We start from the raw sequence: 23,597 nt of genomic DNA on the forward strand, positions 1-23,597 counted from the left end.
AAGAAATTCCAAACCGCGTTCCGCTGATCCGACCTCGCACCCGGGGATCCGTCACGCGACCCTTCCGGTCCGGACGGCGCGACGCCGCAGGACGACGGCGCCGACCGCGTTGAGGGACACGCCCCACAGCAGCGCCGCGGTCACCCACCACGCCCATCGCGGGCCACCCGGCGCCGCGCCGAGCAGCCCCTGCAGAGCCCCGTACGGCGTGAGCCGGTCGCGGGCCGTGCCCAGCGGCGTGAGCAACGCGTACGCCCCGAGCGGCAGCACGATCGTGGCCGGGCAGGCCCACCCCGGCCGGGCGATCAGCAGTCCCAGCCCGGTGCCGACGAGCTGCGCGAGCACCTGCACCAGCACGCCCGCCACGGCGAGCCCGCCGACGTGCGCCCACGGGTCGGACGCGGTGGACCCGGACGTGGCCAGTGCGGCGACGAAGAGCGCGTCGCCGGCCAGCCCCGCGGCCACCGCGATCAGCGTCGCCGCGGCGAGCGTGGGCAGCACCGGGGCGCCGGGCGCCCGGCGGAGGTCGTGGGCGAGCAGGACACCGACGAACGGCAGCGGGACGGAGACGAACGCGTGCACCGTCTCGGCGAACGTCGCGGCGGTGCGCTCGGCGGGCGGGAGCCCGGCCAGAAGCGCGGCGGTGGCGAGGATCCCGGTTCCGACCGTCACCAGCAGAAGGAGCCGGCGTCCCCGGCTGCCGGCCGCACGCCGCAGCGCACCGGTGGTCGTCTCGTGCAGGTCCACGTGGGCCTCCCCCTCGTCCGGTCGACCCGACCGAGGATCGCCGTCGCACGGGTGCCCGGGCACGAGCCGGAGGACCGACCCGCACCCCTACTTTGGTAGCTGGCGTCGCCACCCGTACCGCCTAGGCTGCCGGCATGGCCGCCGCGCTGTTCGCCCTGCTCGTGCCGGACCCGACCGGCGACCGGGTGACCGCGCGGCACCGCCTCGCCGACACCGTGGCGGTCACCGTGGCGCTGGGTTACGGCCTGACCATGCTGCGGATCGGTGACGCGACCGCGCCCGGCGCGGCGATCCCGTGGCCGGTCGACGTGCTGATCGGCGTGCTCTGCGCCGTCCCGCTGCTGCTCCGGCGACGCCGGCCGGTGCCCGTGCTGCTCGCGCTGCTGCCGTTCGGCGCGATCTCGGTGACCGCGACCGGGCCGATCCTGGTCGCGCTGTTCACCGCGGCGGTCCGCCACCGGGCCCGGCTGCTGTTCACCCTGGGCGCGGCGCACGTCGGCACCGGCGTGGTCTACTTCCTGCTCCAGCACGACCCGCCGTACCCGGTCTGGGTGGACGTGGTGATGCGCGCGGTGACCGGCGTCGCGGCGATCGGCTGGGGCCAGTTCGTGCAGGCCTACCGGCGGCTGACCGAGTCGCTGCGCGCGCACGCCGCGCGGTTGCAGGCCGAGCAGCACCTGCGCGTCGACCAGGCGCGGCTGACCGAACGGGCCCGGATCGCCCGGGAGATGCACGACGTGCTGGCGCACCGGATGTCGTTGATCAGCCTGCACGCGGGCGCGCTGGAGGTACGCACCGACGCCCGGCCCGAGGAGATCGCGATCGCGGCCGGCGCGATCCGGTCCAGCGCCCACGAGGCCCTCGAGGAACTGCGGGCCGTGGTCGGCGTCGCGGACCGGCCGGAGCCGCCGCAGCCCGGCTTCGCCGACGTGCCGGACCTGGTGGCCGGCGCCCGCGCGGCGGGGATGCGGGTCGACTACGCCGACGAGGTGACGGGTGACGAGCCGCCGACGGCGCTGGGACGGACGGTCTACCGGATCACGCAGGAGGCGCTGACCAACGCCCGCCGGCACGGCAGCGACGCCAGCGCGGCGGTCCGGCTGGCCGGCCGACCGGGCGACGGACTGCGCGTCGTGGTGGTCAATCCGTCGTCGCCGACGGGCGGACGCGCCGGCCGGCCGGGTGGGATGGGACTGGTCGGCATCGGCGAGCGGGTGGCGCTGGCCGGCGGGCGGGTGAGCCACGGCGCGGAGGGCGGGCAGTACCGGCTGGAGGCGTGGCTGCCGTGGCCGACGTGAAGGGACCGCCCGCCGCCGGGCCGGATCGCGGCCGGCGGCCGATCCGGCTGGCCGTCGTCGACGACGACCCGCTGGTCCGGGCCGGGTTGCGCATCCTGGTCGGCGGGTCGCCCGACATCGAGGTGGTCGCGGAAGCGGCCGATGGCGCGCAGGCCGTGTCGATGGTCCACGCGCACTGGCCGGACGTGATCCTCATGGACGTCCGGATGCCCCGCGTCGACGGGCTGGTCGCCACCCGCCGGATCCGCTCCCGGCCGGGCGCACCGGAGATCATCGTGCTGACCACGTTCAACGCCGACGAGTACGTGCTCGACGCGCTCCGCGGCGGCGCGTGCGGCTTCCTGCTCAAGGACACCCCGCCGCGGGAGATCCTCGCCGCCGTCCGTACCGTCGCCGCGGGTGCGGCGATCCTGTCGCCCGCGGTCGTCCGTCGGCTGATCGACCACGTCGCGGACCCGGTCGCGGGAAGCCGCCGGGCACGCGCGCGGGAGCGGCTGGCCGCCCTCACCGACCGGGAACGGGACGTGGCGGTGCTCGTCGGTCAGGGCGGGTCGAACGCCGAGATCGCCGCCGGGCTGGGCATGGGCGTGCCGACGGTGAAGGGGCACGTGTCGCGGCTGCTGGCCAAGCTGGGCCTGAACAACCGGGTGCAGATCGCCCTGCTCGTGCACGACGCCGAGCTGCTCTGAGCGTCGTCCGGCCGCACGGGTCGACGGTCGCCGGGCAACCACGGCGGCCGGTGGTCAGTAGCGACTGCGGGGCAGCCAGCCCAGGAAGCGCGCCCGGGCCTCGGCGACCGGCATGGTGGGCAGGTCCTCGGCGGCGGCGACCAGACACGTGCCGAGGTAGACGGCCAGACCCGCGGTGGTCCCGCCGAACTCGACCAGCAACTGGCTCTGCTTGGTCGGACAGGGCCACTCCGCCGCGCACCCGGTGCACCGCCAGTCCGGCGGCAGCGGCAGGTGCGCGGGCGGCGCGGCGACCACATAGCGGCGGGACGCGTCGTTGCGACTGCGCGGTTCCCGGTGCGGCGTGTGCGGACCGGCGGGAGGGGCGTGCGACAGCCGGTGACGGGCCCGGGTGAGCATCGCGCCGACACGGACCAGCACGTCCGGTCCCAGCCGCTGCGCGAGCACCGCGGTCAGCAGGTGGTGCCCGAGCGCGTCGAACTCCTCCGGCGTCCACCCCAGTCGCCGGCACAGTTCGGCCAGCGGTCGGCCGTCCGCGGCGGCAGTCCCGCGCAGGGCCTCGTGCAGCGTCTCCCGCAGCGCCACCCCGAGGGCCGTCTCGTGGCCGTCGAACCGACCGCCACCGCCGGCGGCGCCGTCGAGACGCCGCATCGACTCCGCGGCCACCACCCACGCCACTCTTCGTGCCTCGGACCCGTCCACCCGCGCCCCCTGTCGACCGCACCCGGTACGCCCCAGGCACCGACCCTTCCCGATCACGCGGGCCGGGACTACGTCCGACAGCGAAAGGACGTGACGACACCTGGTCGCTGAACGAAAGTCCTATCAATGGGATCTGCGTTAGGCGCAATTCCCGTTGGGGAAATGGCATCGGGAGAACGCGAAGCGCAGTACCATCCAGGACTCACGAAGGACATTCGGCGGCGGCGCAGTTCGGTCGCAATCCCGCATTCCCTCCATCGCGGGCGAAGGACTCCCACTTACGGCATCGAGTTCGCCAAGGGGACGCTGTGAGGCTCGAATCGACCGTCAGCCACCACTTCGACAGCCGGGACCCGGAGCACATCCACCGCCATCTCACCGAGGCGTACGGCACCCGGGGCATGCGCATCGACAGCGACGAGCGCCGCTACCGGCTGAGCCACCGCCGGCTGCACGCCGGGCCGATCCGCGTCGACCGGGTCGTGCAGTCCACCGACCTCCGGGTGGAGGTCGCGGAGATCGAGTCCCTGGTCGTCTGCGAGAGCACGACGAGCACGGTCACCCGTAGCTGCGACGGGGAGGAGAGCCGTTACCGGCCCGGTGACGTGTTCCTGAACGCCCGGCCCGGTCGCCCGTACCGGGTCCGGTGGCAGCCCGGCGAGGTGGTGCTGTGCCAGCTCGACCGGCAACTGTTCGACCAGATCGCGTCCCCCGCCCCGGGACGGCGGCCGTCGCCGGTCCGGTTCACCGGGCTGGAGCCGGGCTCGGCCGTCCTCGCCGACCACTGGCGGGCCACCGCCCACTACGTTCGTCTCGCGGTGTTGAGCAATCCCGAGGCCAGTCGCCAGCCGCTGGTCCTCGGGGCGGCGGCACGGACCCTCGCCGCCGCCGCCCTCGCCGTCTTTCCCAACACCGCGCTGACCGAGCCGACCGGCCCGGACCGGCGCGACGCCGTCGCGCCGGTCCTGCGCCGCGCGATCTCCTTCATGGAGGAACACGCCCACCGGGACATCGGTCCCGCCGACGTGGCGGCGGCCGCGGCGGTGTCCGTCCGATCGCTGCAACTGGCCTTCCGGCGGCACCTGGACAGCACCCCGATGGCCCACCTGCGGCAGATCCGGCTGGAACGTGCCCATCAGGACCTGCGGCTCGGCGACCCGCAGCACGACACGGTGAACCGGATCGCCACCCGGTGGGGCTTCCTCAGCCACAGCCGGTTCACCGCCCACTACCGGTCCGTCTTCGGCATCCCGCCGAGCCGGACGCTGCACAGCTGAGGGTCAGCCCCCGAACTGCCAGCTCAGCCCGTCACCGCCGAGCCGGACGAGCAGCAGGACGATCCAGACCAGCAGGTCGAGCACGCCCAGGGTGACGCCGAGGCGCCCACCGATCCGGCCGAAGCGTCCGCCGGCGGGATTCCGCGCCGCCCGCAGGCCCAGCACGATGGCGATCGGGCCGAAGAGCACGTTGAACACGAACAGGCCGGCGCCGCCCAGCATGAGGGCGGCCGAGGCACGGCCGTCGAGACGCGGCGTGTTCCCGGCGGAGCGGCGGGGCGCGGTGTGGATCGGCCGTTCCCGGCTGGCGACGGACATGGGTGTCTCCCTTCGCGGAGGAGCGGGGTTCTCCCGGTGCGGCCCGATCAGCCCTCGCGGGCGCGGCGGCGGGCCAGCAGGCCGCTGCCGCGGGTCAGGACCCCGACACCGCCCGCCACCAGCGCGGCCGCGACCAGGCAGAGCAGCGGCCGGTCGGAGAAGGCGGCGGTGCCGAGCGTCAGGGCGGCCAGCCAGAGCGCGGCCATCAGGGCGAGCATCGGATCGACCTCCACATCGGATTGGTGAACACTTGTTCACTCGGTGCCCAGGCTAGGGGAACGAAAACGTCGGTGCACAGGTGTTTACTGAGTGACGTGTCCCATAGCCGATCCGCGCGCAAGGAACTCACCCGGCAGGCGCTCCTGGACGCCGCCGTGCACCTCCTCGCCGACCAGGGCCTGAGCAGCCTCAGCCTGCGCGAGGTGACCCGGGCGGCGGGCATCGTGCCGGCCGCGTTCTACCGCCACTTCGCCGACATCGGGCAGCTCGGGGTCGCCCTGGTGGAGCAGTCCCTGGGCGGCACGCGCGACGCCGAGCGGATGGTCCGCATCGGACTGACCGGCAGCGACGAGCTGATCGAGCAGTCGATGGCCGTCCTGTTCGAGGAGGTCCGGCGCCACCCGGAGCGGCACCGGTTCATCGCCCGGGAGCGGTACGGCGGCGTCGCCGTGGTGCGCCGCGCCATCGAGGAGCAGCTTCGGCGCGGCGCCGACGAACTCGCCGCCGACCTTGTCTCCGGCGACCTGGACGCCGCCGCCTACCTGCGCGACTGGCCGGCCGAGGACGTCCGGATGGCCACCACGCTCTTCGTCGACCACATGTGGCAGACCGCCGCCGCCCTGCTCGACGTGGTGGACGACCCGCGGGCCATGGCGGACCTGCGCGACCGCGCGACCCGGCAACTCCGCCTCGTCGTGGCCGGGTGCGAACACTGGCGCGGCTGACCGCGCCCGACCACGACCCCGGGCACGGGCGAGCCCCGGTCGATCCGGGGACGGATCGACCGGGGCTCGCCGGACTGACTGCGGATCAGGCCAGGTCGAAGCGGTCCAGCTCCATGACCTTGGTCCAGGCGGCGACGAAGTCGGTCACGAACTTCTCCCGCGCGTCCTCGCTGGCGTAGACCTCGGCGAGGGCGCGCAGCTGGGAGTTGGATCCGAAGACGAGGTCGACCGCGGTGGCGGTCCACTTCACCTGGTCGGTGGCCAGGTCCCGGATCTCGTACACGTGCTCGTCGGACTCCGACGCCTTCCACCGGGTGCCCGGCGAGAGCAGGTTGGCGAAGAAGTCGTTGGTGAGCACGCCCGGCCGGTCGGTGAGCACGCCGTGCGACGTGCCGCCGACGTTGTTCCCGAGCGCCCGCAGACCGCCGACGAGGACGGTCATCTCCGGCGCGGTCAGGTCGAGCATGTAGGCACGGTCGACGAGCAGCACCTCCGGCTGGGTCTTCTCCCCCGGCCGCAGGTAGTTGCGGAACCCGTCGGCGCGCGGCTCCATGACCCGGAACGACTCGACGTCGGTCTGCTCCTGGGTGGCGTCGGTGCGGCCCGGCCGGAACGGCACGGTCACCTCGACGCCGGCGTCCCGCGCCGCCTTCTCGACCGCGGCCGAGCCGGCGAGCACGATCAGGTCGGCGAGCGAGATCTGGGCGCCGCCGGCGGCGTTGAACTCCCGCTGGACGCCCTCCAGGGTCGCCAGCACCGAGGCGAGCTGCTCCGGCTGGTTGACCTCCCAGTTGCGCTGCGGCTCCAGCCGGATCCGGGCGCCGTTGGCGCCACCGCGCTTGTCGGTGGAGCGGTAGCTCGCGGCCGACGCCCAGGCGGTGGAGACCAGCTGGGCGGTGGTGAGTCCGGAGTCGAGCACCTTCGCCTTGAGCGCGGCGACGTCGGCGTCACCCACCAGCTGGTCCTCGGCGGCCGGCACCGGGTCCTGCCAGAGCTGGGCCTCCGGGACCCACGGCCCGAGGAAGCGGCTGACCGGGCCCATGTCGCGGTGCAGCAGCTTGTACCAGGCCTTGGCGAAGGCCAGCGCGAACTCGTCCGGGTTCTCCAGGAAGCGCCGCGAGATCTTCTCGTACGCCGGGTCGACACGCAGCGACAGGTCGGTCGTGAGCATCGTCGGCCTGTGCTTCTTCGACGGGTCGTGGGCGTCCGGGATGATCGCCTCGGCGTCCTTGGCGACCCACTGCTTCGCCCCGCCCGGGCTGGTGGTCAGCTCCCACTCGTAGCCGAAGAGGATCTCGAAGAAGCGGTTGCTCCACTGCGTCGGCCGGTCGGTCCACGTCACCTCGAGACCGCTGGTGATCGTGTCGCCGCCCTTGCCGCTGCCGTGGGTGCTCAGCCAGCCCAGGCCCTGCGCCTCCAGCGGCGCGCCCTCGGGCTCCGGACCCACGTGGTCGTCGGCGACGCCCGCGCCGTGGGTCTTGCCGAACGTGTGGCCGCCGGCGATCAGCGCGACGGTCTCCTCGTCGTTCATCGCCATCCGGCGGAAGGTCTCCCGGATGAAGTGCGCCGCCGCCAGCGGGTCGGCGTTGCCGCGCGGACCCTCCGGGTTGACGTAGATCAGGCCCATCTCGGTCGCGCCGACTCCGGCCGCCATCTCCTTCTCGGAGGCGTAGCGCTCGTCGCCGAGCCAGGTGTCCTCCGGGCCCCAGAAGATCTCCTCGGGCTCCCAGACGTCCTCCCGGCCGAAGCCGAACCCGAAGGTCTTGAAGCCCATCGACTCCAGGGCCACGTTGCCGGCGAGCACCAGCAGGTCGGCCCAGGAGATCTTCTGGCCGTACTTCTGCTTGACCGGCCAGAGCAGCCGGCGGGCCTTGTCCAGGTTGGCGTTGTCCGGCCAGCTGTTGAGCGGGGCGAAGCGCTGCCCGCCGTCACCGGCGCCACCGCGACCGTCCTCGATGCGGTAGGTGCCCGCCGCGTGCCAGCTCATCCGGATCATCAGGCCGCCGTAGTGCCCGAAGTCGGCCGGCCACCAGTCCTGCGAGGTGGTCAGCACCTGGGTGATGTCGCGCTTGAGCGCCTCGACGTCGAGCTTGGCGAACTCCTTGGCGTAGCTGAAGTCCGCACCCAGCGGGTTGCCCTTGTCGGAGTGGGCGTGCAGCACCGACAGGTCGAGCTGGTTGGGCCACCAGTCCCGGTTGGTGCGCGGACGACCGCCGGTCTTCGGGGTCGGCGAGTCGATCGCGGGGTTCTCGCTCTCGCTGCCGTGCGCGGTCACGGAGTCGTGCGCGACCGGGCAGCCGGCCGCCTCCTTGGCGTCCACGCCCTGAGCGCTGACGGGCGCGTTGTCCTGGGTGTCGCTCATCTGCTTCCTTCCGAACAACTGGCGGATCACTGGGCGGTACGGGCGGTCGCGCACCCGGGGCAGGTGCCCCAGTAGACGACCTCCGCCTCGTCGACCACGAAGCCGTGGTCGTCCGAGGCGGTGAGACAGGGGGCGTCGCCGACGGCGCAGTCGACGTCGGCGATCGCGCCGCACGAGCGGCACACGACGTGGTGGTGGTTGTCCCCCACCCGCATCTCGTAGCGGGCGGTGGCGCCGGCCGGCTGGATGCGGCGCACCAGGCCGGCGTCGGTGAGCGCCCGCAGCACGTCGTAGACCGCCTGGTGGGAGACCGTGGGCTGGTCCGCCCGGACCAGCGCGATCACGGTGTCGGTGTCGACGTGCGGGTGGTCCCGCAGCGCGGCGAGCACCGCCAGCCGGGGGCGGGTCACGCGCAACGAGACCGCTCGGAGCTGGGTCTCGAAGTCGGCCGTCACCCGACGAACACTAGTCCAGTCTTTTGGAATGAATCAAGTTTTTGCCCGGGTGTGTCCGCCGGCACACACGAACGGTGGGGGCGCCGCGTGACCGCGGCGCCCCCACCCCTGGGGACCGGCTCAGCCGGCCGAGCAGCTCGCCGTCGGCGTGTTGCTGTTGCCGTTCTTGTAGAGCGTGATGCCGAAGGAGTTGCCGTTGCCGTTGGGACGGGCGGTGAGCGTGCCACTGGTGCCGCTCACCGAGGCGTTCCAGCTGTTCTGCAGGCTCTGGCCGCCCTGGGTCTGGATGCTGACCACCCAGTTGCTGGACCCGCTGACCGAGAAGGTCACGTTGAACCGGTCGCCCCACTCCTCGGCCCGGCTGACGCTGACCGTGCACCCGCCGCCGTTCGGCGGCGGGGTGGTCGGGTTGGACCCGCCGGAGCCGCCCACGGTGATGTTGGAGTTGCCGCTGCTCTGGTAGCCCTCCGTGGCCATGATCTGGTAGTCGTGGCTGCCCAGGTTCATGCCGTAGCGGGACCAGGCGTCGAAGTGGTTGCCCGCGGTGATCGTGCCGCCGACCCGCTTCGACTGCCGGACGCTCCAGTACTGGTAGAACGTGCGCGTGCCCTCGATGGAGGGCGCGTTGACCCGCTGGGTCCGGTAGATGTCGTACGTGCCGCCGTCGGTGGAGACCGAACCCATGTAGCCGCTGCCCGGGGGCCGCCAGCTGCCCCAGCTGTCGACGATGTAGTACTCGACCAGCGGGTTGCGGGTCCACCCGTAGAGCGTCAGGTAGGCGTTGCCGGAGGGGTTGAAGCTGCCGGAGTAGGTGACCGTGCGACGGGCCCCCGGGTTCCAGCCCTTGCCGGCGACGAAGTTGTTGATGCCGCTCCACTGGGTGCTGTACTGACCGCCGTTGCCCATGGTCATGGAGACGTTGCCACTGTCCTTCCAGAAGGAATAGAAGTAGCCGTTGTGCGTGCCGGTCGAGTTCGAGGTCACTGTCTGGTCGGCGTAGGCCGGGCCGGACAGGACCGCGGTCGCGCCGGCGGCGACCAGCGCCACGGCGCAGGCCCCGCCGAGGACTGTCCTGAGGCGTCCGCGTCGGCGGCTGCCCGAGCGGACGGGGGCGTCGTTCATGGGCGTGTTTCCTCCCTGGGACGGCCGGCACGAAGGCCAGCGGGATGACACGGACCGCGCGGTGTGGGCGGACATCGACGGCTATAGAGGTGCGTCGATGGCGCCAGTATTGAAGTCGTCCGTTCGTCGTGTCAACGACTTCCGGAAACGTTCTGGAAACACGAACCGGCGTCCATGAGGGATCCCGCCCCGGCAGCGCGGTCGCCGACCGGGGCCGGCCACCCATCGGGAACCGAAACTTTCGACCCCGTTCCGGTGTCGGACCGGGATGCGCGCGCCCGGTACCGTGAGCGGTCCGAGGCCAGACGGTTGGAGGTCGGGATGCCGGACGAGCTGCTGCCCTACGTCGAGGTCACCGACCCCGGGTACGCGCAGCGGGCGGCGGGCACGTTCACCGCGCGTCCGCACGGCCCGGCGGTGCTGCTCCACGGCCCGTGTCCCCGCTGTGGCCACGCGACCACCAGCGCGCTGGTCGACGAGCTGTACCGGCGGGAACCCGCGACGGTCGGGCCGGACCCCGGCTACCGGACGGTGCTGTGCGAGTGCGCCGCCGAGCATCCGCAGCGGCCCGCCGCGATGGTGGGCTGCGGCGCCTACTGGACGCTGGTGCTGGAGGACGAGGCGTGATCCGGCTACGCCCCGGCCCGCCGCCGACCGCGACCGACCTGCGCCGCGCCCAACAGCTGTCCGGCCTGCTGCGCGGCGAGCTGGACCGGGTACGCGGGGCGGCGCTGGCCTGGCGCAACGGCCTCGGCGGGCTGCTGGTCGCGCTGCTCGGCTTCGGTCTCGTCCGGGGCCGCACCGACGTCACCACGCTGCGGCCGGGCTGGGCGGCGGCGGTCGGGCTGCTGCTGCTCGGCGCCGTCGTCGTCGGCGCGGTCGGCGCCCTCGCGCTGCTGCGCGCCGCGCACGGCCGGCTCACCGTCACGCCGGTGTCCGCGCTCGCGCCGTCACCGCTGGCCGACCACCAGGAGGCGGTGGCCGCCGCCCGCGCGCTGCGCGCCGGCGTGGTGCTGGTGCTGGTCTGCGCCGGCCTGCTGGTCGCCGCGGTCGGCGTGACCTGGTACGCCCCGGCCCGTCCCGCCCCGGCCGCCGTCACCACCCGCTGAGCCGGTCACGGGCCCAGGTGCGCGTACGCGGCCCACAGCTCGGCCCGGCCGGGCAGCGCGGCGCGCAGCCCGCGAACGGCGTGGTGCAACGCGACCGCCGCCCGGTCCGGGTCGACCCCGCCGGGCACGGCCAGCGCGTCGTAGAGGTCGGCGCAGAGCTGGACGGTCACCGGGTCCGAGATGGACCAGAGCGCGCCGACCACCTGCCGGAACCCGGCGAGCTGGAACGCGGTGCCGAGGGTCAGCACCTCGTCGGGCAGGGCCGCCCCGCCCTGCGCCGTCTCGCAGGCCGACAGCACGGCCAGCGCGGCGGCCCCGCCCGACGGACGCCACAGGTCACGCACCCGGAGCGGCCCACCGCTGAGCGCGAGGTGACCGGCCAGCGGATCGCCCAGGTCCTGCCGGCCGTGGCAGGACAGGTGCACCAACGGCTGCCCGGGCAACGCCGCGACGACCGCGTCCGCAGTGGCGCTCGCGCCGCTGAGCGTGCCGCCGTAGGGCAGGTGACCCCGGACGATCCGCGCCTCGTGTGCGGCGCCGGGCAGGTCGGGCAGGCCCGGTGTGTGCGGCAGGCTGACCACCAGCGCCCGGTCGACCGGCGTCGGCACGTCCGGCACGGCCCGCCGGGCGCGGTCGAGCGCGCGCAGGGACGCGGTGTAGGAGGGGACCACCCGGTCCAGGACGCCGGGCCCGCCGTCGAGCGGCGCGGCGGCGTGCAGCGGCAGCAGCGTCAGCAGGCCGGTCGGGCACCACCAGAACCGCTGCCACTCCCCCGGCTCTCCGGACGGCGCGGCCACGTCGAGGACCGGCGCGGCCACCGCCCGCCAGAGCCAGTCCAGCGTGCGACCCACCGTGGCGCGGGCGGCCACCACGCGGCGGCTCGCCGCCGGCTCCGTCACCGGCGGCGCCTGCCCGGTGAGCACCGCCACCGCCACGACGAACTGGGCGGTGCGGGCCGCCACCTCGGCCGGGGTCACCTCGGGCAGCGGCACGACGGTGACGTCACCGGCGGCGACGACCAGCGCGTCGCTGCGGCGCTCCCCCACGTTGACCAGCGCCACCGGTCCGCAGCCGGCGGCCAGGTCGGCGAACTCCGGCGGGCGCAGGAAGCGGTCGAGCCCCGGCAGGGCGCGGATCTCGGCCAGTAGCCGCCGTCGGCGTTCGGCCAGCGCGTGGCGGCGCTCCGGGGGCGGCCCGCCGGCCGGGCGCGGGGTGGTGTCGGCCCCGGCCGGGCGGAAGCCGTCCAGTTCGGTCTGTACGGCGGTGAACGCGGCGGCGAGGTCGGGTGCGCCGGCCCGCAAGGCGGTGAGGTCGGCGGTCGCGTCGTGTGCCCGGGTCAGCAGGACGCCGCGCCCGTACTCGAGCACCTCCACCGCGCGGCGCGGATCGCCGAGCGCGACGGCGACCGCCGCGGCGTCGGTGGCCAGCCCCCGGAAGCGGGCGAGCAGCCGGGCCTGGTCGTCGGGGTCCATGCCGTGCCAGGCGACCAGGTCGAGCAGCTCGATCGCGGCGGCGTAGCCGTCGAGGGCAGCCGGCAGGTCGTCGGCCAGGTCGGCCAGGCGCGCCGCGCGGTGGGCGGCGACCGCGCGCAGCGACGACGGCGCGGCCGGCACCGACGCGGCCTCCCGCAGCGCCGCCCGGGCCCGCGCGTCCGGCACGGCGCCGGGCGCGGTGGTCGCCTCCAGCGCGGTGGCCAGGTTGCTCAGGCACATGGTCCGGTCCGGGTGCTCCGGCGGCAGCACGTCGGCCGCGCCCCGGTACGCGGCCAGCATCGCCTCGGCGTCGTCGGCGGTGGCGGTGGCGCGGTGGCGCACCAGCAGCGCGTTGCCGAGGTTGGTCAGCGCCCGGTGCCGGTCGGCCGGGCGCAGCGGGCCGGCCCGGGTCAGCCCGTCCAGCAGGTCGATCGTCTCGTCCAGGGCGGCGGTGTCCCCGGTCGTCCGGTGCCGCAGGAACAGGGCGGTCGCGAGGCTGCCGCCGCTCTGGGCGTACTCCTGGGGGTCGGTCGGGTCGGCGAGGGCGACCGCCTCGCGCAGCGCGGCGACGGCGGCGTCGGTGTCGCGCCGGGCGGCCCCGGTCGCGGCGGGGCGGGTGTCGTCGACGGCGAGTTCGGCGCGGCGGTTGAGCGCCGCGCCGTAGTTCGTCAGCGCCGCCGCCCGGGCGGGGTGGCCGGGCGGGGCCGCCTCGACGGCGTCGGCGAGCACGGCGACCGCCTCGGCGAGCGTGGCGAGATCCTGGGTGACGGCGAACCGGGCCTGGAGCACCAGGCCCAGGTTCGACAGGTAGTCGGCCGGCGTCCGGGGATCCGTCTCCGCCACCGCGGCGCGCAGCGCCTCCGCGGCCGGCTCCAGCAGGTCCGGGTCGTCACCCTGGTCGGCCCGCTCACGCAGGGAGTTCCCGAGGTTGTTCAGCGACCGGTGGCGGGCCGGGTCACCGGGGGGCAGCAGCGCGACGGCCTCGCTCAGCGCGTCGCAGGCGGCCCGCCACGCGTCGACGGCGCCGTGCTCGGGACGGCCCCGTGCCAGGGCGTACCCGAGGTCGGCCAGGCGACGCCCGCGCACGACCGGGTCGTCGGCGGCGGCCACCCCGGCGCGCAGCAGCCGCACCGCCTCGGCCAGGTCCCCGGCGTCGCCGCCGCGCTCGTAGCGGTGGGTGAGCAGAATGCCGACCTGGTGGCGCAGCGCGTCGTCCCCGGTGGCCCCGGCCGCCGCGCGGTAGGCCGCGAGGGCCGCGTCGAGGTCGGCGCCGGCGGCCGGGGCGCGCTCGTCGGCGCGGTAGCGGTCCTCCAGCAACGCGGCGAGGCCGCCCCACGTGGGTCCGGCCAGTTCCGCGTCGAGGGGGGTGTCGGCGCCCACGGCCGCCCGGAGCGCGTCGATGCCGGCGTCCCGGTCGGCCGGGGAGCCGTCGCGCAGGAAGCGTTCGGACAGGACGATGCCGTGCAGCGCGGCGAGGCGGGGGTCACCGGTCGGCCGGCCGCGGCCGAAGGCGTCGACGGCCTCGTCCAGGTCGGCCGGGCGGCCGTGGATCCGCCACCGGTGCCGGAGCACCTGGCCCAGGACGGCCGAGGCGAGGGCGCGGACCGTCGGGTCGGTCGCCGACGCCGCCGCCTCGCGCAGCAGGCCCCTCGACTCGTCCAGCGTGGCCGGATCGCCGTCGACCTCGAACCGGTCGGACAACACGTTGCCCAGGTTGAACAGGCGGGTGGGGCGCTGCGCGTCATCGGCCCGGGTGGACTCCAGGCTCTCCCGGTGCGCGTCGATCGCGGCCGGGAGGGCACGCGACCGGCCCAGGTGCCGGAACTGGTCCCGGTGCACGCGACCGAGCATGGACAGGTAGGTCGCCCGCTCGGGGCCGGGCGGGGTGGCGTCGATCGCCTGCCGCAGCAGCGCCTCGGCCCGGTCGGCGGCCGCGTACCGCCCGGTGCGTTCCGCGTCGCCCATCAGCAGCACCGCCTGCATGGCGAGCGCGGCCGGCGCGTCGGTCGACGTCGCGCGACCGGTCTCCGGGGCCCGGCTGCGGGGCACCCGGGCCGGGTCGGCGACGGGGGCGTGCGCGCGGTAGAGGGCGAGCAGCGACGGCGGCACCCGGTCCGGGGCGGCGTGCAGCAGCAGCCGGGTCAGCGTCACGGCCTGGGCGAGGTCGTCGGCGTCCCGACCGGCCGGCAGCACCTGGTAGCGGTACCAGTGCAGGCAGGCGAGCAGGAACAGCGCCTCGGCGGTCCGTTCCGGCAGCGGCGCGGTCGGTTCGGTGGCGCTGACCAGGTCGACCACCGCCTCGGCGTCCCGGGCGGCGCCGGCGTCGAGGAGGTGACGCGGATCGTGGCCGGCGCCGAAGCGGTCCAGGCGCTCGCGGAGCCGGCGTACCGGATCGGACCGGAACCGCTGCCACATCGGACCTCCCGGGGATCGGTCCACCATGCGTAGCAGGAGGGACGCGGACCGTGCCAGGGGGTTGTCCGCTTCTGTTCAGCCTCCGGTGCGGTGCGGGGCGCCGGTCTCCGCGTCGAGGACGGCGCCGCTGACCTCGCCCACGAACGCGACGACCTCGTCGGCCCGGCCCGGATCCGTGTCCGGGCCGTGGTCGTACCACCAGTCGTGCGCCCAGGTGATGAGGTCCGCCCACCGGGGCAGGTCGACGACGCTCCGCTCGGCGGCCCGCCGCTTGGACAACTGCCGACCGTGCCGCAGCCGCTGGAACGCCCGGCAGAGGGTGAGCACGGCGTAGGACTGGGCGCCGGGGGTCGTCATCCCGGTCACCCAGTCCGGCCAGTCCCGGACGTGGTCCAGCAGGGCCGCCCGGACGCGGTCCGGGTCGACGGCGGGCAGCAGCTCGGCTGCCGGCGGCCCGAGCAGGCTGCGGCCGTGGTCGTGGACGGCGGCCCAGGTGACGATCCGGTGGGTGGTGGCGGGCAACAGGTGCAGCAGTTCGCCGGGGCTGACCCGGGCGATGAGGTGGTCGCGGTCGACCCGCCCGCGCGCCGCGTCGTGGACGGCGTCGCGGGACACGTACTCGACCTCGATCCGCCCGGCCCAACCCGGGTGCCGCCGGTCGAGGCCGCGGTGCAGCCCGGCGAGCACGGCGAGCAGGTGCTCGTCCGGGTCGTGGTCGAGCACGGCGAGCAGGTCCAGGTCGCTGCGGTCCGGGGCGAAGTCGCCGGCCACCAGCGAGCCGTGCAGACAGAGCCCCAGCAGGTGGTCGCCGAGACCCGCGCCCCACGCGGCGCGGAGGTCGGACAGGACGGCTTCGGGAGACGGCATCGGATTCCTTCCGGTACGCAGACGGCCTGGCAACCGGTCAGGGCGAGGCGGAGAAAGCGGCGGTCAAGCCGAACAGCCCGCAGCAGAGCAGCCCGCCGACGGCCAGGACGACGAGCAGGATGCTGTAGTTCGACCACATGCCGAAGCGGGTCACGTCGGTGCCGTACCCGTCGTGGACGCGGTTGCGCCAGCCGCCGAAGCGGAACGACAGGTGGTGCGCGGCCCCGGGCTGGGCGACCAGCGAGGTGGTGATGACCGGGATGCCCATGAAGTCGGTGTACCGGACGTCGCGCGGCCCGGCCGGGACCGCGACGTGCCAGGTCCCCTCCCCCGGGATGGCGACCACCCGACCGTCGACCTTGAAGCGGCTGGTCGCCGGCGCGGGCACCAGGTAGGGGCCCCGGTTGACCGTGACGACGAGCACCGCGCAGCCGGGCGGCGGCGTGATCGGGTGCGGGTAGGCGATCAGCGGCGTGACGGCGCCGGGCATCGGCGGGTACGGCTGGGCGGGGTGATAGGACACGGCCCGGATTCTGGCACGGCAGCGCACCCGCACCGCGGCGGGTCGGCCAAATCGTTGAACCAGTAAGTTCAGTGTTATACGGTGAACCACATGGTTCAGCAAGAAGTCCTGAATCGGGTGTTCGCCAGCCTGGCCGACCCCACCCGACGCGACATCCTGATCCGGCTCGGCGCCGGCCCGGCCACCATCAGCGAGCTCACCGCGCCGACCGGGATGAGCCTCACCGGCATGAAGAAACACGTCCAGGCGCTGGAGAACGCCGGCCTCGTGGTCACCGAGAAGGTCGGCCGGTCGCGACAGTGCCGGCTCGGCGACGCCCCGCTGGACGACGCGATGGCCTGGATCAGCTTCTACCAACGGCTCTGGGCGCGCCGCCTGGACGGCCTGGACGCCTATCTCACTCTCCACAACGGCCCGAAGGAACGTGACCGATGACGCTCGACATGCGAATGACCCGGCAGCTTCCCGGCACCCCGGAGGACGCCTTCGACGCCTACACCGACGCCGAGAAGCAGAAGATCTGGTTCAGCATCCTCGAAGAGGAGCCCGGCGTGGTCGAGATCGAGGTGGACCTGCGGGTCGGCGGGCGGCAGACGGCCGTGTGGGGCCCCTCCCCCGAGATGCTGTTCCGGGAGACGCAGACGTTCCTGGAGATCGACCGGCCGCACCGGCTGGTCACCGAGTCCACCGGCAGCAGCCCCGACGGCACCACCATGACCACCCGCATCGAGGTCACCTTCGAGGAGCACGACGGCGGCACGCTGATGACCGTCGTGCAGAGCGGCTTCCCGACGCCCGAGCTGCGTGACTTCTTCGTCGGCGAGGTCATGCCCGGGGCGTTCGACCGGATCGAGGCGTACCTGATCCGCGAGCGGTCGCATGGCTGACCTGTCCCGCGCCGCCATCGTCGCGCTCGCCGTCGTGGGCGCGGTGGTCGTCAACCTCGTCGTGTACGCCGTGGGCCGGGCGGCCGGCGGCACGTTCCGGTTCACCGCCGCCGGCGGACCGGCCGAGGTCGACGCGGTGACCGTGGCGGCCTTCAGCGCACTGCCCCTGCTGGTCGGGCTCACCGCCGTGGCCCTGCTGGCGCCGCGCGCCGGCTGGGTCGTCCGGGCCGCGTCGGTCGTCGGCCCGGCGCTCGCCGTCCTGACGATCATCCTGATGACCCTGCCCACGGACCTGGACGCCACCAGCAAGACGACGCTGGCGCTGTGCCACCTGACCCTCGTCCCGATCGTCGTCGTCGCGGTCGCCGCCCTCGGCCGGCGCACCCGGGTCGTCGCGGACCGGCTCGCGACCTGAGCGACCGGCCCCCGGGGCCGCCCGCCGCCTCACTCGGCGGCGCAGGCGACCCCGTCCGTGCCGGCGAGCAGCTCCGTGGTGGTGTGTGCCCGGATGCCGTCCGGGACGTCGTCGGTGAACCGCGCCACGACGTCCCGGACGTGCCGCTCGGCCGGTCCGGCCAACCCGTCGTAGACCGCCGTGAACAACTCCCGCGCGGCCTGCCGGGGCCAGTCCGCCGGCAGGAGTTCCAGCGGCAGCCGCGGGTCGAGCGTGGGAAAGCGCCGGAACGTGTCCATCACCTCGGTGCGCGCCCGCACCGCCTCCGCGCCACCCGGCGACGCCGATCGGCCCGCCAGCGGGGTCCACCGGCGCAGGAACGTCTCGTACTGCCGGCGGATCGCGGCGAGGTCCCAGGCCTCGATGGGCGCCCGCTGGCCGAGCAGGTCCGAGGCGGCCTGCCGGCCCCGGAACACGGTCACGGCGCCGTCGGCGAGCGGAGCGAGACGCGAGCGGGCCGCCGGACCCAGCTCGTACGGCGAGATCCACAGCCCGTCGTACAGCGGCGCGCAGCCCAGCCAGCGGAGCTGGCCGCGCAGGGCCCGGCGCTGCGCGGCCCGGTCCTGCGGCAGCGAGAAGGCGACGACGGTCCAGCACCCGTCCCACGGGGTGGCGGTGGTGGCGGTGAGGATCCACCGGCCTCCCGCGCAGAGGTTGGCGGCGGCGGCCGGGCTGAGCCGGTAGGCGCTGGTCCGCCCCCGCCGACTGCCCTCCAGCACGCCGCGACGGGCGAGCCGGCTGATCGCGGTCCGAGCGCCCGCGCTGGTCACGCCCGATTCGCCGAGCAGCGCGACCACGGCGGCGGACGGCAGGGCCGCCCGGCTGTGCACGGTGTAGTCCGCCAGGAGGGTGACCGCGAGCCCCTGCGGCGACGCGCCGGCCTGCCGCCGGGGCAGTCGCGGCGGGGCCTCCCCGTCGTCGGGGTAGATCTCCTCGATGTCGAAGGGGCTTGCCACAGACGCTCCGGGCTCGGCTCGGGGACGGTGGGTCGACTGTAGACGGCCGCGGCGCGCACCCCCGTCGCGCATCGGACTTCGTCGATTGACACTTCGACGCTCGGCAGGAACACTAACTGACACGCGACAGGGAGCCGGGCCCAGCGAGGCCATTCGTCGTGGGCGACGCGCCGTCGTGGTCGACCGGGCCGACCGCGAGCCGAGGGCGTCCGCCCGACCTGCGCCTCAGACAGGCGCGCGAAGGAGTCCCCGTGCGAATCAGAAACACCGCGCTGCTCGCCCTGGCCGCGGCCCTGGCGGCCGTCGCCCTGGTCGTCCCCACCGTCCGACCCGCGTACGCGGCCACGCTGACCGAGGTGACCAGCTTCGGTGACAACCCCGGCCGGATGCGCATGCACGTCTACGTGCCCGACTCCCGTCCGGCCCGGCCGGCGACCGTGGTGGCCATGCACGGCTGCGGCGGCTCCGGCCCCGGCTTCTACTCGGGCAGCGAGTTCGCCACCCTGGCCGACCGGTACGGGTTCATCGTGATCTATCCCACCGCCACCCAGCAGGCCGGGTTCGGCAACTGCTTCGACACCTGGTCCGATGCCGCCAAGCGCCGCGGCGGCGGCAGCGACCCGGTGTCGATCATCTCGATGATCCGGCACGTTCAGCAGCAGTACGCCGCGGACCCGGACCGGGTCTACGCCACCGGCAGCTCCTCCGGCGGCATGATGACCAACCACATGCTGGCCCTCTACCCCGACGTGTTCAAGGCCGGGGCCGCGTTCATGGGCGTGCCGTTCACCTGCTTCGCCAACGCGGCGGACTACCCGCCCGGGACCAGCCGGTGCACCGGTGGCGCGATGGACCGCACCCCGCAACAGTGGGGGGACGCGGTCCGCCAGGCCTATCCCGGCTGGTCCGGCCCCCGCCCCCGGGTGCAGCTGTGGCACGGCACCAGCGACACGCTCGTGCCCTACCAGCTGCTCCAGGAGACGATCGAGCAGTGGACGAACGTGTTCGGGCTCGGTCAGACGCCGACCTCCACCGACACGCCGCAGGCGAACTGGAACCGGCGCCGGTACGCCGACGGCACCGGCACCGTGCAGGTCGAGGCCTACAGCATCCAGGGAGCCGGGCACAGCCTGCCCGCTAGCGGCATGGCCGCGGCGGCCGTCCAGTTCTTCGGCCTGACCACGCCGCCGAGCCCGACCACCTCGCCCAGCCCGACCGGCTCGCCGACGCCCACCACGTCACCGAGCCCCACCACGTCACCGACCCCGACCACGCCCCCGGGCGCCGGCGCCTGCACGGTGGCCGTGGAGCTCAACGCGTGGAACTCCGGGCTGACCGCGAACGTCACCGTCCGCAACACCTCCACCGTCGCGGTGAACGGTTGGTCCCTGGCGTTCACGCTGCCCGCCGGCCAGACCATCACCTCGGGGTGGAACGCCACCTACTCCCCCACCTCCGGCCAGGTGACCGCCCGCAACGTCGCCTACAACGCGGTCATCCCGCCGAACGGGTCGACCAGCATCGGCTTCCAGGCCACGCACACCGGCAACACCGCCCGACCGACCGCCTTCACCCTCAACGGCGCGGCCTGCGCCGCCGCCTGAGCGCCACGCTGCGGGGACGGCCGCGTCGCCGTCCCCGCAGCGTCGGCCCGGTCAGGGCAGCGGCTCGCCCCGGGCGGCGAGCCACAGCTCGTACCACTCCTCGCGGGTCAGCTCCGGCTCGCGCGCGACGGCGTCCCGGCACGCCCGGATGCGGTCGGGACGCGCCGTGCCGATCACCGGCGCCACACCGGCCGGATGCCGCTGCACCCACCACAGGACGACGGCCTCCGGGGTGGTCCCCCTCCGCTCGGCGAGCGCGGCGACCACGTCCGCCGTGGCGCGGTCGCCCGGCGTCCGGGGAGCGCCGGTGAAGCGTCCCCCGGCGAGCGGGCCCCACGCCTGCAGACCGATCCGGTTCGCCCGGCAGTACTCGACGGTGCCCAGCGGGAAGCCGGTCGCGGTGGACGCCGGCGTGTTCACCAGGACCCCCGCCTCCACCCAGTCCCGGCGGGCCAGGCTCATCTCCAACTGGTTCACGACGAGGGGAACCTCCAGCGGCTCCTGGAGGTGCGCGATCTGCGCCGCCGCCATGTTCGACACGCCGAACTGCCGCACCAGCCCCTGCCGGTGCAGGGAGGTCAGCGCCGCCGCCACGTCCTCCGGGTCGGCCAGCGGATCCGGGCGGTGCAGCAGCAGCACGTCGATCACGTCGGTGCGCAGCCGGGCCAGGCTCTCCTCGACGCTGCGCACGATGTGCGTCCCGCGCAGGTCGTACCGGCCCGGCCCGGCGTCGCCGTCCAGCCGGATGCCGCACTTGGTCTGCAGCAGGATGCGCGCCCGCAGGTCCGGCGCGCGGGCGAGCACCTCGCCGAAGACGGCCTCGGACTTGCCGTGGCGGTAGATGTCGGCATGGTCGAACGCGGTGACGCCGATCTCCAGGGCGGCCTCGACCGCCGCCTCCGCCGCCGCGATCTCCCGCGCGCCGTACGGTTCGGTGTTCCAGTCGCCGCCCAGGCCCATGCAGCCGTAGAGCAGTCGGTGATCGCGGATGTCGGCCATGAGACCTGGATAGCACAGGGCCGGAGGCGGCCGACGTCGCACCGGGACCGGCGGGGCAGGCGTGATCGCCGGTGGAACGGGTAGGCGCGCCCCGCCACGCGGACGACCGGACGCCGGCCGGCCGGCGCCGGCGTCGACCTGGGAGGGGCCATGGCGGACACGCCGAGACCGCCGCGCCCGCCCTCCGGCTCCGGCGGCGTGGTCGAGCTGCGGGTGCACGGCGTCTCGGGCGCCGACGCGCGGCGGATCCTGGACCGGCCGAACACGCGCCAGGTCGCCGGCGACCGCAGCGGCGGCTTCCACCGTCCCCCGCCCGGTTACCCCGACACCCGCGGGCCGGGCGGGGTGCTCCTGGAGGCGTACCGGTGGAGCGAGCTGCCCTCGGGCACCGCGGTCCGGACCGTGTCCCTGGTCTTCCTGCTGCCGTTCATGCTCGGCAACGTGGCGCTCTGGATGCGGCCGGACGGTCAGGGCCCGACCGCCACGACGGTGACGAAGGCGCTGTGCCGGGTGCTGGCGCTCACCCTGACCGCGCTGTACGTGCTCACCGTCGCCGGCGTGGCGCTGGACCAGGTCGGCTGGAAGTGCATGGCGATGCCGAGCTGCCTGTCCGGGCGGGCCTGGTTGTCCTGGCTCGGCGGCCGGCCGCTCGGCGTGCGGCTGGCCGTGCTCGCGCTGGTGCCGGCCGGCGCCGTCGTCCTGGTCTGGCGACTCGGCGCGGGCGCGAGCTGGAGCCGACAGGCGTTCCAGGGCGTACCCCGACCCTCGGGTACGCACCGGCTCAGCGACGTCGGGCAGTGGGACGCCATGCCGGTGGTCGAGCGGCTGCGCGCGATCCACGTCGCCGCCGCGTTCGCCGTCCTGGACCTCGTCCTCCTGCTCGCCCGCGCCGGCGGCGGAGCCTCCCCCGGCACCGTCGCCCTGACGGTGACTGCCGGCGCCGTGCTCGTCGGCTGCTTCGGGCTGGTCTGCGCCCATCCGCTCGTCGACCGGCCCGAGCGGGTGCCGGGGCTCGACCGGGTCACCCGTGTCCTGCGCGTCACGTCCGGCGGGCTCACCGCGGTCGTCCTCGTCGCGGTGGCCGTGGACCCGGCGCCGTGGTCGTCGGCAGACGCGCTGCCCGGCTACGCCGCGACGGTGTCCTGGCTGTTCTTCGCGCAGACCCTGCTGTTGACCGCGCTCTGGGTGGTGGTGGTACGCGGGCGCGGCCGCACCCGGGAGGACGCGCCGCTGCGGGGGCTCGGCGCGCCGGTCCTCGCCGCCGTGGCCACCGGGGTGGCGGTGGCGTTCTCCGCCGAACTGGTCTACCGGGTCGGCGACCTGCTCGACCGGGGCGCGTCGACCGGGCTGTACTCACCCACCGGTCCGCCGCTGGCGTACAAGTGGGCGCTCTTCGCGTTCTTCCTCGCCGTGCTGGCCGCGGTGACGGTCGGCGTCGTGGTGCTGCTGGCCTCCCGGCCGGGGCGACGCCGCGCCGCCCGCGCCGCGGTCGCCCGCGACTTCCCGGACGCCCCGCCCGAGGCCGCGCCGCGGCTCGACCAGGTCCGCAAGGTCGTCGCCCGGGCCCGGTTCACCGACCGGCTGGCGCCGCTCGCCGTGGTCTACGCCGGGCTCGCCGGGTTCGGCATGGCCACCAGCACGCTCGGCCTGCTGGGGCTCTACCCGGGAACCGTGCTCGAACGGTGGACCGGGATACCGGAGGGACTGGTCAACTTCGGCATCGAGATGGGCAGCTACGCGATCACGGCGCTCGTGCTCGGGCTCGTGGTCGGCGGCCTGTTCGCATACCGGACGGCGGAGTTCCGCCGCTACGTCGGGGTGCTGTGGGACCTGGGCACGTTCTGGCCCCGGATCGCGCACCCCTTCGCGCCCCGCTGCTACGCCGAGCGGGCCGTGCCGGAGCTGACCCGACGCATCTGCCACCTGACCTCGCGCGGCGACCGGGTGCTGCTCGCCGGGCACAGCCACGGCTCGGTGCTGCTCGCCGCGACCGTGCTCCAACTGCCGCCCGGCGTCGGCGACCGGGTGGCGTTGCTGACGTACGGCTCGCCGCTGCGCCGCCTCTACGCCGAACTCTTCCCCGCCTACGTCGACGACGCCGCGCTGTGCGAGGTGGGCGACCGGGTCGGCTGGCGGTGGCTCAACCTCTGGCGGGACACCGACCCGGTGGGCAGTTGGATCTTCTCGCCGCACCGCGACGGCGAGCCGCCGACCGTCGCCGGACCGGTCGGCGCGGTGGACCGGCGGCTGCGCGACCCGTGCGGCGTCGTGGTGCCCACGACCGACACCGTCTCGCCGCCCATCGTCGGACACTGGCCCGGCGAGAACGATCCCCGATTCGACGACGCGGTCCGGGACCTCGCGGAGCGGCTGCGCCGGACCTGACGTCGCGACCCG

Annotated in this window: 23 protein-coding genes; 11 read left to right on the plus strand and 12 right to left on the minus strand. The window is 74.7% G+C overall.

Annotation, left to right across the window (positions count from 1 at the left end):
• Positions 1-51 precede the first annotated feature (51 nt).
• Positions 52-747 carry a hypothetical protein gene (locus tag ACN27B_RS28500; RefSeq protein WP_422742259.1) on the minus strand — a complete coding sequence of 232 codons (696 nt, stop codon included), beginning with the start codon at positions 745-747 and terminating at the stop codon, positions 52-54.
• 134 nt (positions 748-881) lie between these two features.
• Between ACN27B_RS28500 and ACN27B_RS28505 the strand changes: the two genes are divergently transcribed.
• A complete protein-coding gene (locus tag ACN27B_RS28505) occupies positions 882-2,045 on the plus strand; it encodes a sensor histidine kinase (protein ID WP_099160411.1) in 1,164 nt (387 codons plus the stop codon).
• On the plus strand, positions 2,024-2,734 hold the full coding sequence (locus tag ACN27B_RS28510) for a response regulator (RefSeq protein ID WP_422742262.1): 711 nt from the start codon (positions 2,024-2,026) through the stop codon (positions 2,732-2,734). Before ACN27B_RS28505 ends, ACN27B_RS28510 begins: the two co-directional genes overlap by 22 nt.
• Positions 2,735-2,788: 54 nt before the next feature.
• On the opposite strand, the gene ACN27B_RS28515 is transcribed toward ACN27B_RS28510, so the two are convergent.
• Complete coding sequence (locus ACN27B_RS28515; protein ID WP_422742264.1) at positions 2,789-3,412, minus strand: hypothetical protein; 624 nt, start codon at positions 3,410-3,412, stop codon at positions 2,789-2,791.
• 332 nt (positions 3,413-3,744) lie between these two features.
• On the opposite strand from ACN27B_RS28515, the gene ACN27B_RS28520 reads away from it, so the two are divergent.
• Positions 3,745-4,713, plus strand: a complete 969-nt coding sequence (locus tag ACN27B_RS28520) for an AraC family transcriptional regulator (protein WP_422742267.1) — start codon at positions 3,745-3,747, stop codon at positions 4,711-4,713.
• Between the two features lie 3 nt (positions 4,714-4,716).
• On the opposite strand, the gene ACN27B_RS28525 is transcribed toward ACN27B_RS28520, so the two are convergent.
• Both ACN27B_RS28525 and ACN27B_RS28530 read right to left on the minus strand, forming a co-directional pair.
• A complete protein-coding gene (locus ACN27B_RS28525) occupies positions 4,717-5,031 on the minus strand; it encodes a hypothetical protein (protein WP_099160408.1) in 315 nt (104 codons plus the stop codon).
• A gap of 47 nt (positions 5,032-5,078) precedes the next feature.
• Positions 5,079-5,264, minus strand: a complete 186-nt coding sequence (locus ACN27B_RS28530; RefSeq protein ID WP_098746479.1) for a hypothetical protein — start codon at positions 5,262-5,264, stop codon at positions 5,079-5,081.
• A gap of 81 nt (positions 5,265-5,345) precedes the next feature.
• On the opposite strand from ACN27B_RS28530, the gene ACN27B_RS28535 reads away from it, so the two are divergent.
• Positions 5,346-5,975 carry a TetR family transcriptional regulator gene (locus ACN27B_RS28535; RefSeq protein WP_099160406.1) on the plus strand — a complete coding sequence of 210 codons (630 nt, stop codon included), beginning with the start codon at positions 5,346-5,348 and terminating at the stop codon, positions 5,973-5,975.
• Between the two features lie 85 nt (positions 5,976-6,060).
• On the opposite strand, the gene katG is transcribed toward ACN27B_RS28535, so the two are convergent.
• The 3 genes from katG to ACN27B_RS28550 form a co-directional block, all read right to left on the minus strand.
• Positions 6,061-8,337, minus strand: coding sequence for a catalase/peroxidase HPI (gene katG, locus ACN27B_RS28540; protein ID WP_099160404.1), 2,277 nt, complete (start codon positions 8,335-8,337; stop codon positions 6,061-6,063).
• Positions 8,338-8,363: 26 nt separating this feature from the next.
• The gene (locus ACN27B_RS28545) at positions 8,364-8,792 is read right to left on the minus strand and encodes a Fur family transcriptional regulator (protein WP_091573833.1); all 429 of its coding nucleotides are present in this window, start codon (positions 8,790-8,792) and stop codon (positions 8,364-8,366) included.
• 120 nt (positions 8,793-8,912) lie between these two features.
• Complete coding sequence (locus ACN27B_RS28550) at positions 8,913-9,914, minus strand: glycoside hydrolase family 11 protein (RefSeq protein ID WP_355526086.1); 1,002 nt, start codon at positions 9,912-9,914, stop codon at positions 8,913-8,915.
• A 321-nt stretch (positions 9,915-10,235) separates the two neighbouring features.
• On the opposite strand from ACN27B_RS28550, the gene ACN27B_RS28555 reads away from it, so the two are divergent.
• Entirely contained in the window at positions 10,236-10,541 is a 306-nt protein-coding gene (locus ACN27B_RS28555) for a hypothetical protein (protein WP_091573831.1), read from the plus strand.
• Positions 10,538-11,023 (plus strand): hypothetical protein, encoded by a 486-nt coding sequence (locus ACN27B_RS28560; RefSeq protein ID WP_091573830.1) that lies wholly within the window; start codon positions 10,538-10,540, stop codon positions 11,021-11,023. Before ACN27B_RS28555 ends, ACN27B_RS28560 begins: the two co-directional genes overlap by 4 nt.
• Before the next feature lie 5 nt (positions 11,024-11,028).
• On the opposite strand, the gene ACN27B_RS28565 is transcribed toward ACN27B_RS28560, so the two are convergent.
• From ACN27B_RS28565 to ACN27B_RS28575, 3 genes are all read right to left on the minus strand, one after another.
• Entirely contained in the window at positions 11,029-14,910 is a 3,882-nt protein-coding gene (locus ACN27B_RS28565; protein WP_422742272.1) for a CHAT domain-containing protein, read from the minus strand.
• A gap of 75 nt (positions 14,911-14,985) precedes the next feature.
• Positions 14,986-15,777, minus strand: a complete 792-nt coding sequence (locus ACN27B_RS28570) for an aminoglycoside adenylyltransferase domain-containing protein (protein WP_099160394.1) — start codon at positions 15,775-15,777, stop codon at positions 14,986-14,988.
• A gap of 37 nt (positions 15,778-15,814) precedes the next feature.
• Positions 15,815-16,300: a hypothetical protein gene (locus ACN27B_RS28575; RefSeq protein ID WP_099160392.1), complete on the minus strand. Its 486-nt coding sequence runs from the start codon at positions 16,298-16,300 to the stop codon at positions 15,815-15,817.
• A 90-nt stretch (positions 16,301-16,390) separates the two neighbouring features.
• Here ACN27B_RS28575 and ACN27B_RS28580 point away from each other — a divergent pair, with 90 nt between their 5' ends.
• From ACN27B_RS28580 to ACN27B_RS28590, 3 genes are read left to right on the plus strand one after another with little or no spacing between them, the layout of a single operon-like run.
• Positions 16,391-16,735 carry an ArsR/SmtB family transcription factor gene (locus tag ACN27B_RS28580; RefSeq protein WP_099164515.1) on the plus strand — a complete coding sequence of 115 codons (345 nt, stop codon included), beginning with the start codon at positions 16,391-16,393 and terminating at the stop codon, positions 16,733-16,735.
• The gene (locus ACN27B_RS28585; RefSeq protein WP_422742275.1) at positions 16,732-17,187 is read left to right on the plus strand and encodes an SRPBCC family protein; all 456 of its coding nucleotides are present in this window, start codon (positions 16,732-16,734) and stop codon (positions 17,185-17,187) included. The genes ACN27B_RS28580 and ACN27B_RS28585 overlap by 4 nt, the downstream gene beginning before the upstream one ends.
• Positions 17,180-17,602 carry a DUF6069 family protein gene (locus ACN27B_RS28590; RefSeq protein WP_099160390.1) on the plus strand — a complete coding sequence of 141 codons (423 nt, stop codon included), beginning with the start codon at positions 17,180-17,182 and terminating at the stop codon, positions 17,600-17,602. Before ACN27B_RS28585 ends, ACN27B_RS28590 begins: the two co-directional genes overlap by 8 nt.
• Positions 17,603-17,631: 29 nt before the next feature.
• Here ACN27B_RS28590 and ACN27B_RS28595 read toward each other — a convergent pair whose 3' ends face one another.
• Complete coding sequence (locus tag ACN27B_RS28595; RefSeq protein WP_099160388.1) at positions 17,632-18,597, minus strand: PaaX family transcriptional regulator C-terminal domain-containing protein; 966 nt, start codon at positions 18,595-18,597, stop codon at positions 17,632-17,634.
• A 251-nt stretch (positions 18,598-18,848) separates the two neighbouring features.
• Between ACN27B_RS28595 and ACN27B_RS28600 the strand changes: the two genes are divergently transcribed.
• A complete protein-coding gene (locus ACN27B_RS28600) occupies positions 18,849-20,201 on the plus strand; it encodes a PHB depolymerase family esterase (protein ID WP_099160386.1) in 1,353 nt (450 codons plus the stop codon).
• Positions 20,202-20,252: 51 nt separating this feature from the next.
• Here ACN27B_RS28600 and ACN27B_RS28605 read toward each other — a convergent pair whose 3' ends face one another.
• Positions 20,253-21,200, minus strand: coding sequence for an aldo/keto reductase (locus tag ACN27B_RS28605; RefSeq protein ID WP_216642318.1), 948 nt, complete (start codon positions 21,198-21,200; stop codon positions 20,253-20,255).
• A 150-nt stretch (positions 21,201-21,350) separates the two neighbouring features.
• On the opposite strand from ACN27B_RS28605, the gene ACN27B_RS28610 reads away from it, so the two are divergent.
• Complete coding sequence (locus ACN27B_RS28610) at positions 21,351-23,585, plus strand: hypothetical protein (protein WP_422742279.1); 2,235 nt, start codon at positions 21,351-21,353, stop codon at positions 23,583-23,585.
• Positions 23,586-23,597: the final 12 nt, after the last annotated feature.

The sequence above is a fragment of the Micromonospora sp. WMMD754 genome (genome assembly GCF_049315235.1).
GTDB lineage: Bacteria > Actinomycetota > Actinomycetes > Mycobacteriales > Micromonosporaceae > Micromonospora > Micromonospora sediminicola.

Coding starts and splice junctions, on each gene's coding strand:
- ACN27B_RS28550 (WP_355526086.1), bottom strand. CDS start 9,914: ATGAACGACGCCCCCGTCCGCTCGGGCAGCCGCCGACGCGGACGCCTC.
- ACN27B_RS28505 (WP_099160411.1), top strand. CDS start 882: ATGGCCGCCGCGCTGTTCGCCCTGCTCGTGCCGGACCCGACCGGCGAC.
- ACN27B_RS28525 (WP_099160408.1), bottom strand. CDS start 5,031: ATGTCCGTCGCCAGCCGGGAACGGCCGATCCACACCGCGCCCCGCCGC.
- katG (WP_099160404.1), bottom strand. CDS start 8,337: ATGAGCGACACCCAGGACAACGCGCCCGTCAGCGCTCAGGGCGTGGAC.
- ACN27B_RS28610 (WP_422742279.1), top strand. CDS start 21,351: ATGGCGGACACGCCGAGACCGCCGCGCCCGCCCTCCGGCTCCGGCGGC.
- ACN27B_RS28555 (WP_091573831.1), top strand. CDS start 10,236: ATGCCGGACGAGCTGCTGCCCTACGTCGAGGTCACCGACCCCGGGTAC.
- ACN27B_RS28590 (WP_099160390.1), top strand. CDS start 17,180: ATGGCTGACCTGTCCCGCGCCGCCATCGTCGCGCTCGCCGTCGTGGGC.
- ACN27B_RS28585 (WP_422742275.1), top strand. CDS start 16,732: ATGACGCTCGACATGCGAATGACCCGGCAGCTTCCCGGCACCCCGGAG.
- ACN27B_RS28580 (WP_099164515.1), top strand. CDS start 16,391: ATGGTTCAGCAAGAAGTCCTGAATCGGGTGTTCGCCAGCCTGGCCGAC.
- ACN27B_RS28565 (WP_422742272.1), bottom strand. CDS start 14,910: ATGTGGCAGCGGTTCCGGTCCGATCCGGTACGCCGGCTCCGCGAGCGC.
- ACN27B_RS28570 (WP_099160394.1), bottom strand. CDS start 15,777: ATGCCGTCTCCCGAAGCCGTCCTGTCCGACCTCCGCGCCGCGTGGGGC.
- ACN27B_RS28605 (WP_216642318.1), bottom strand. CDS start 21,200: ATGGCCGACATCCGCGATCACCGACTGCTCTACGGCTGCATGGGCCTG.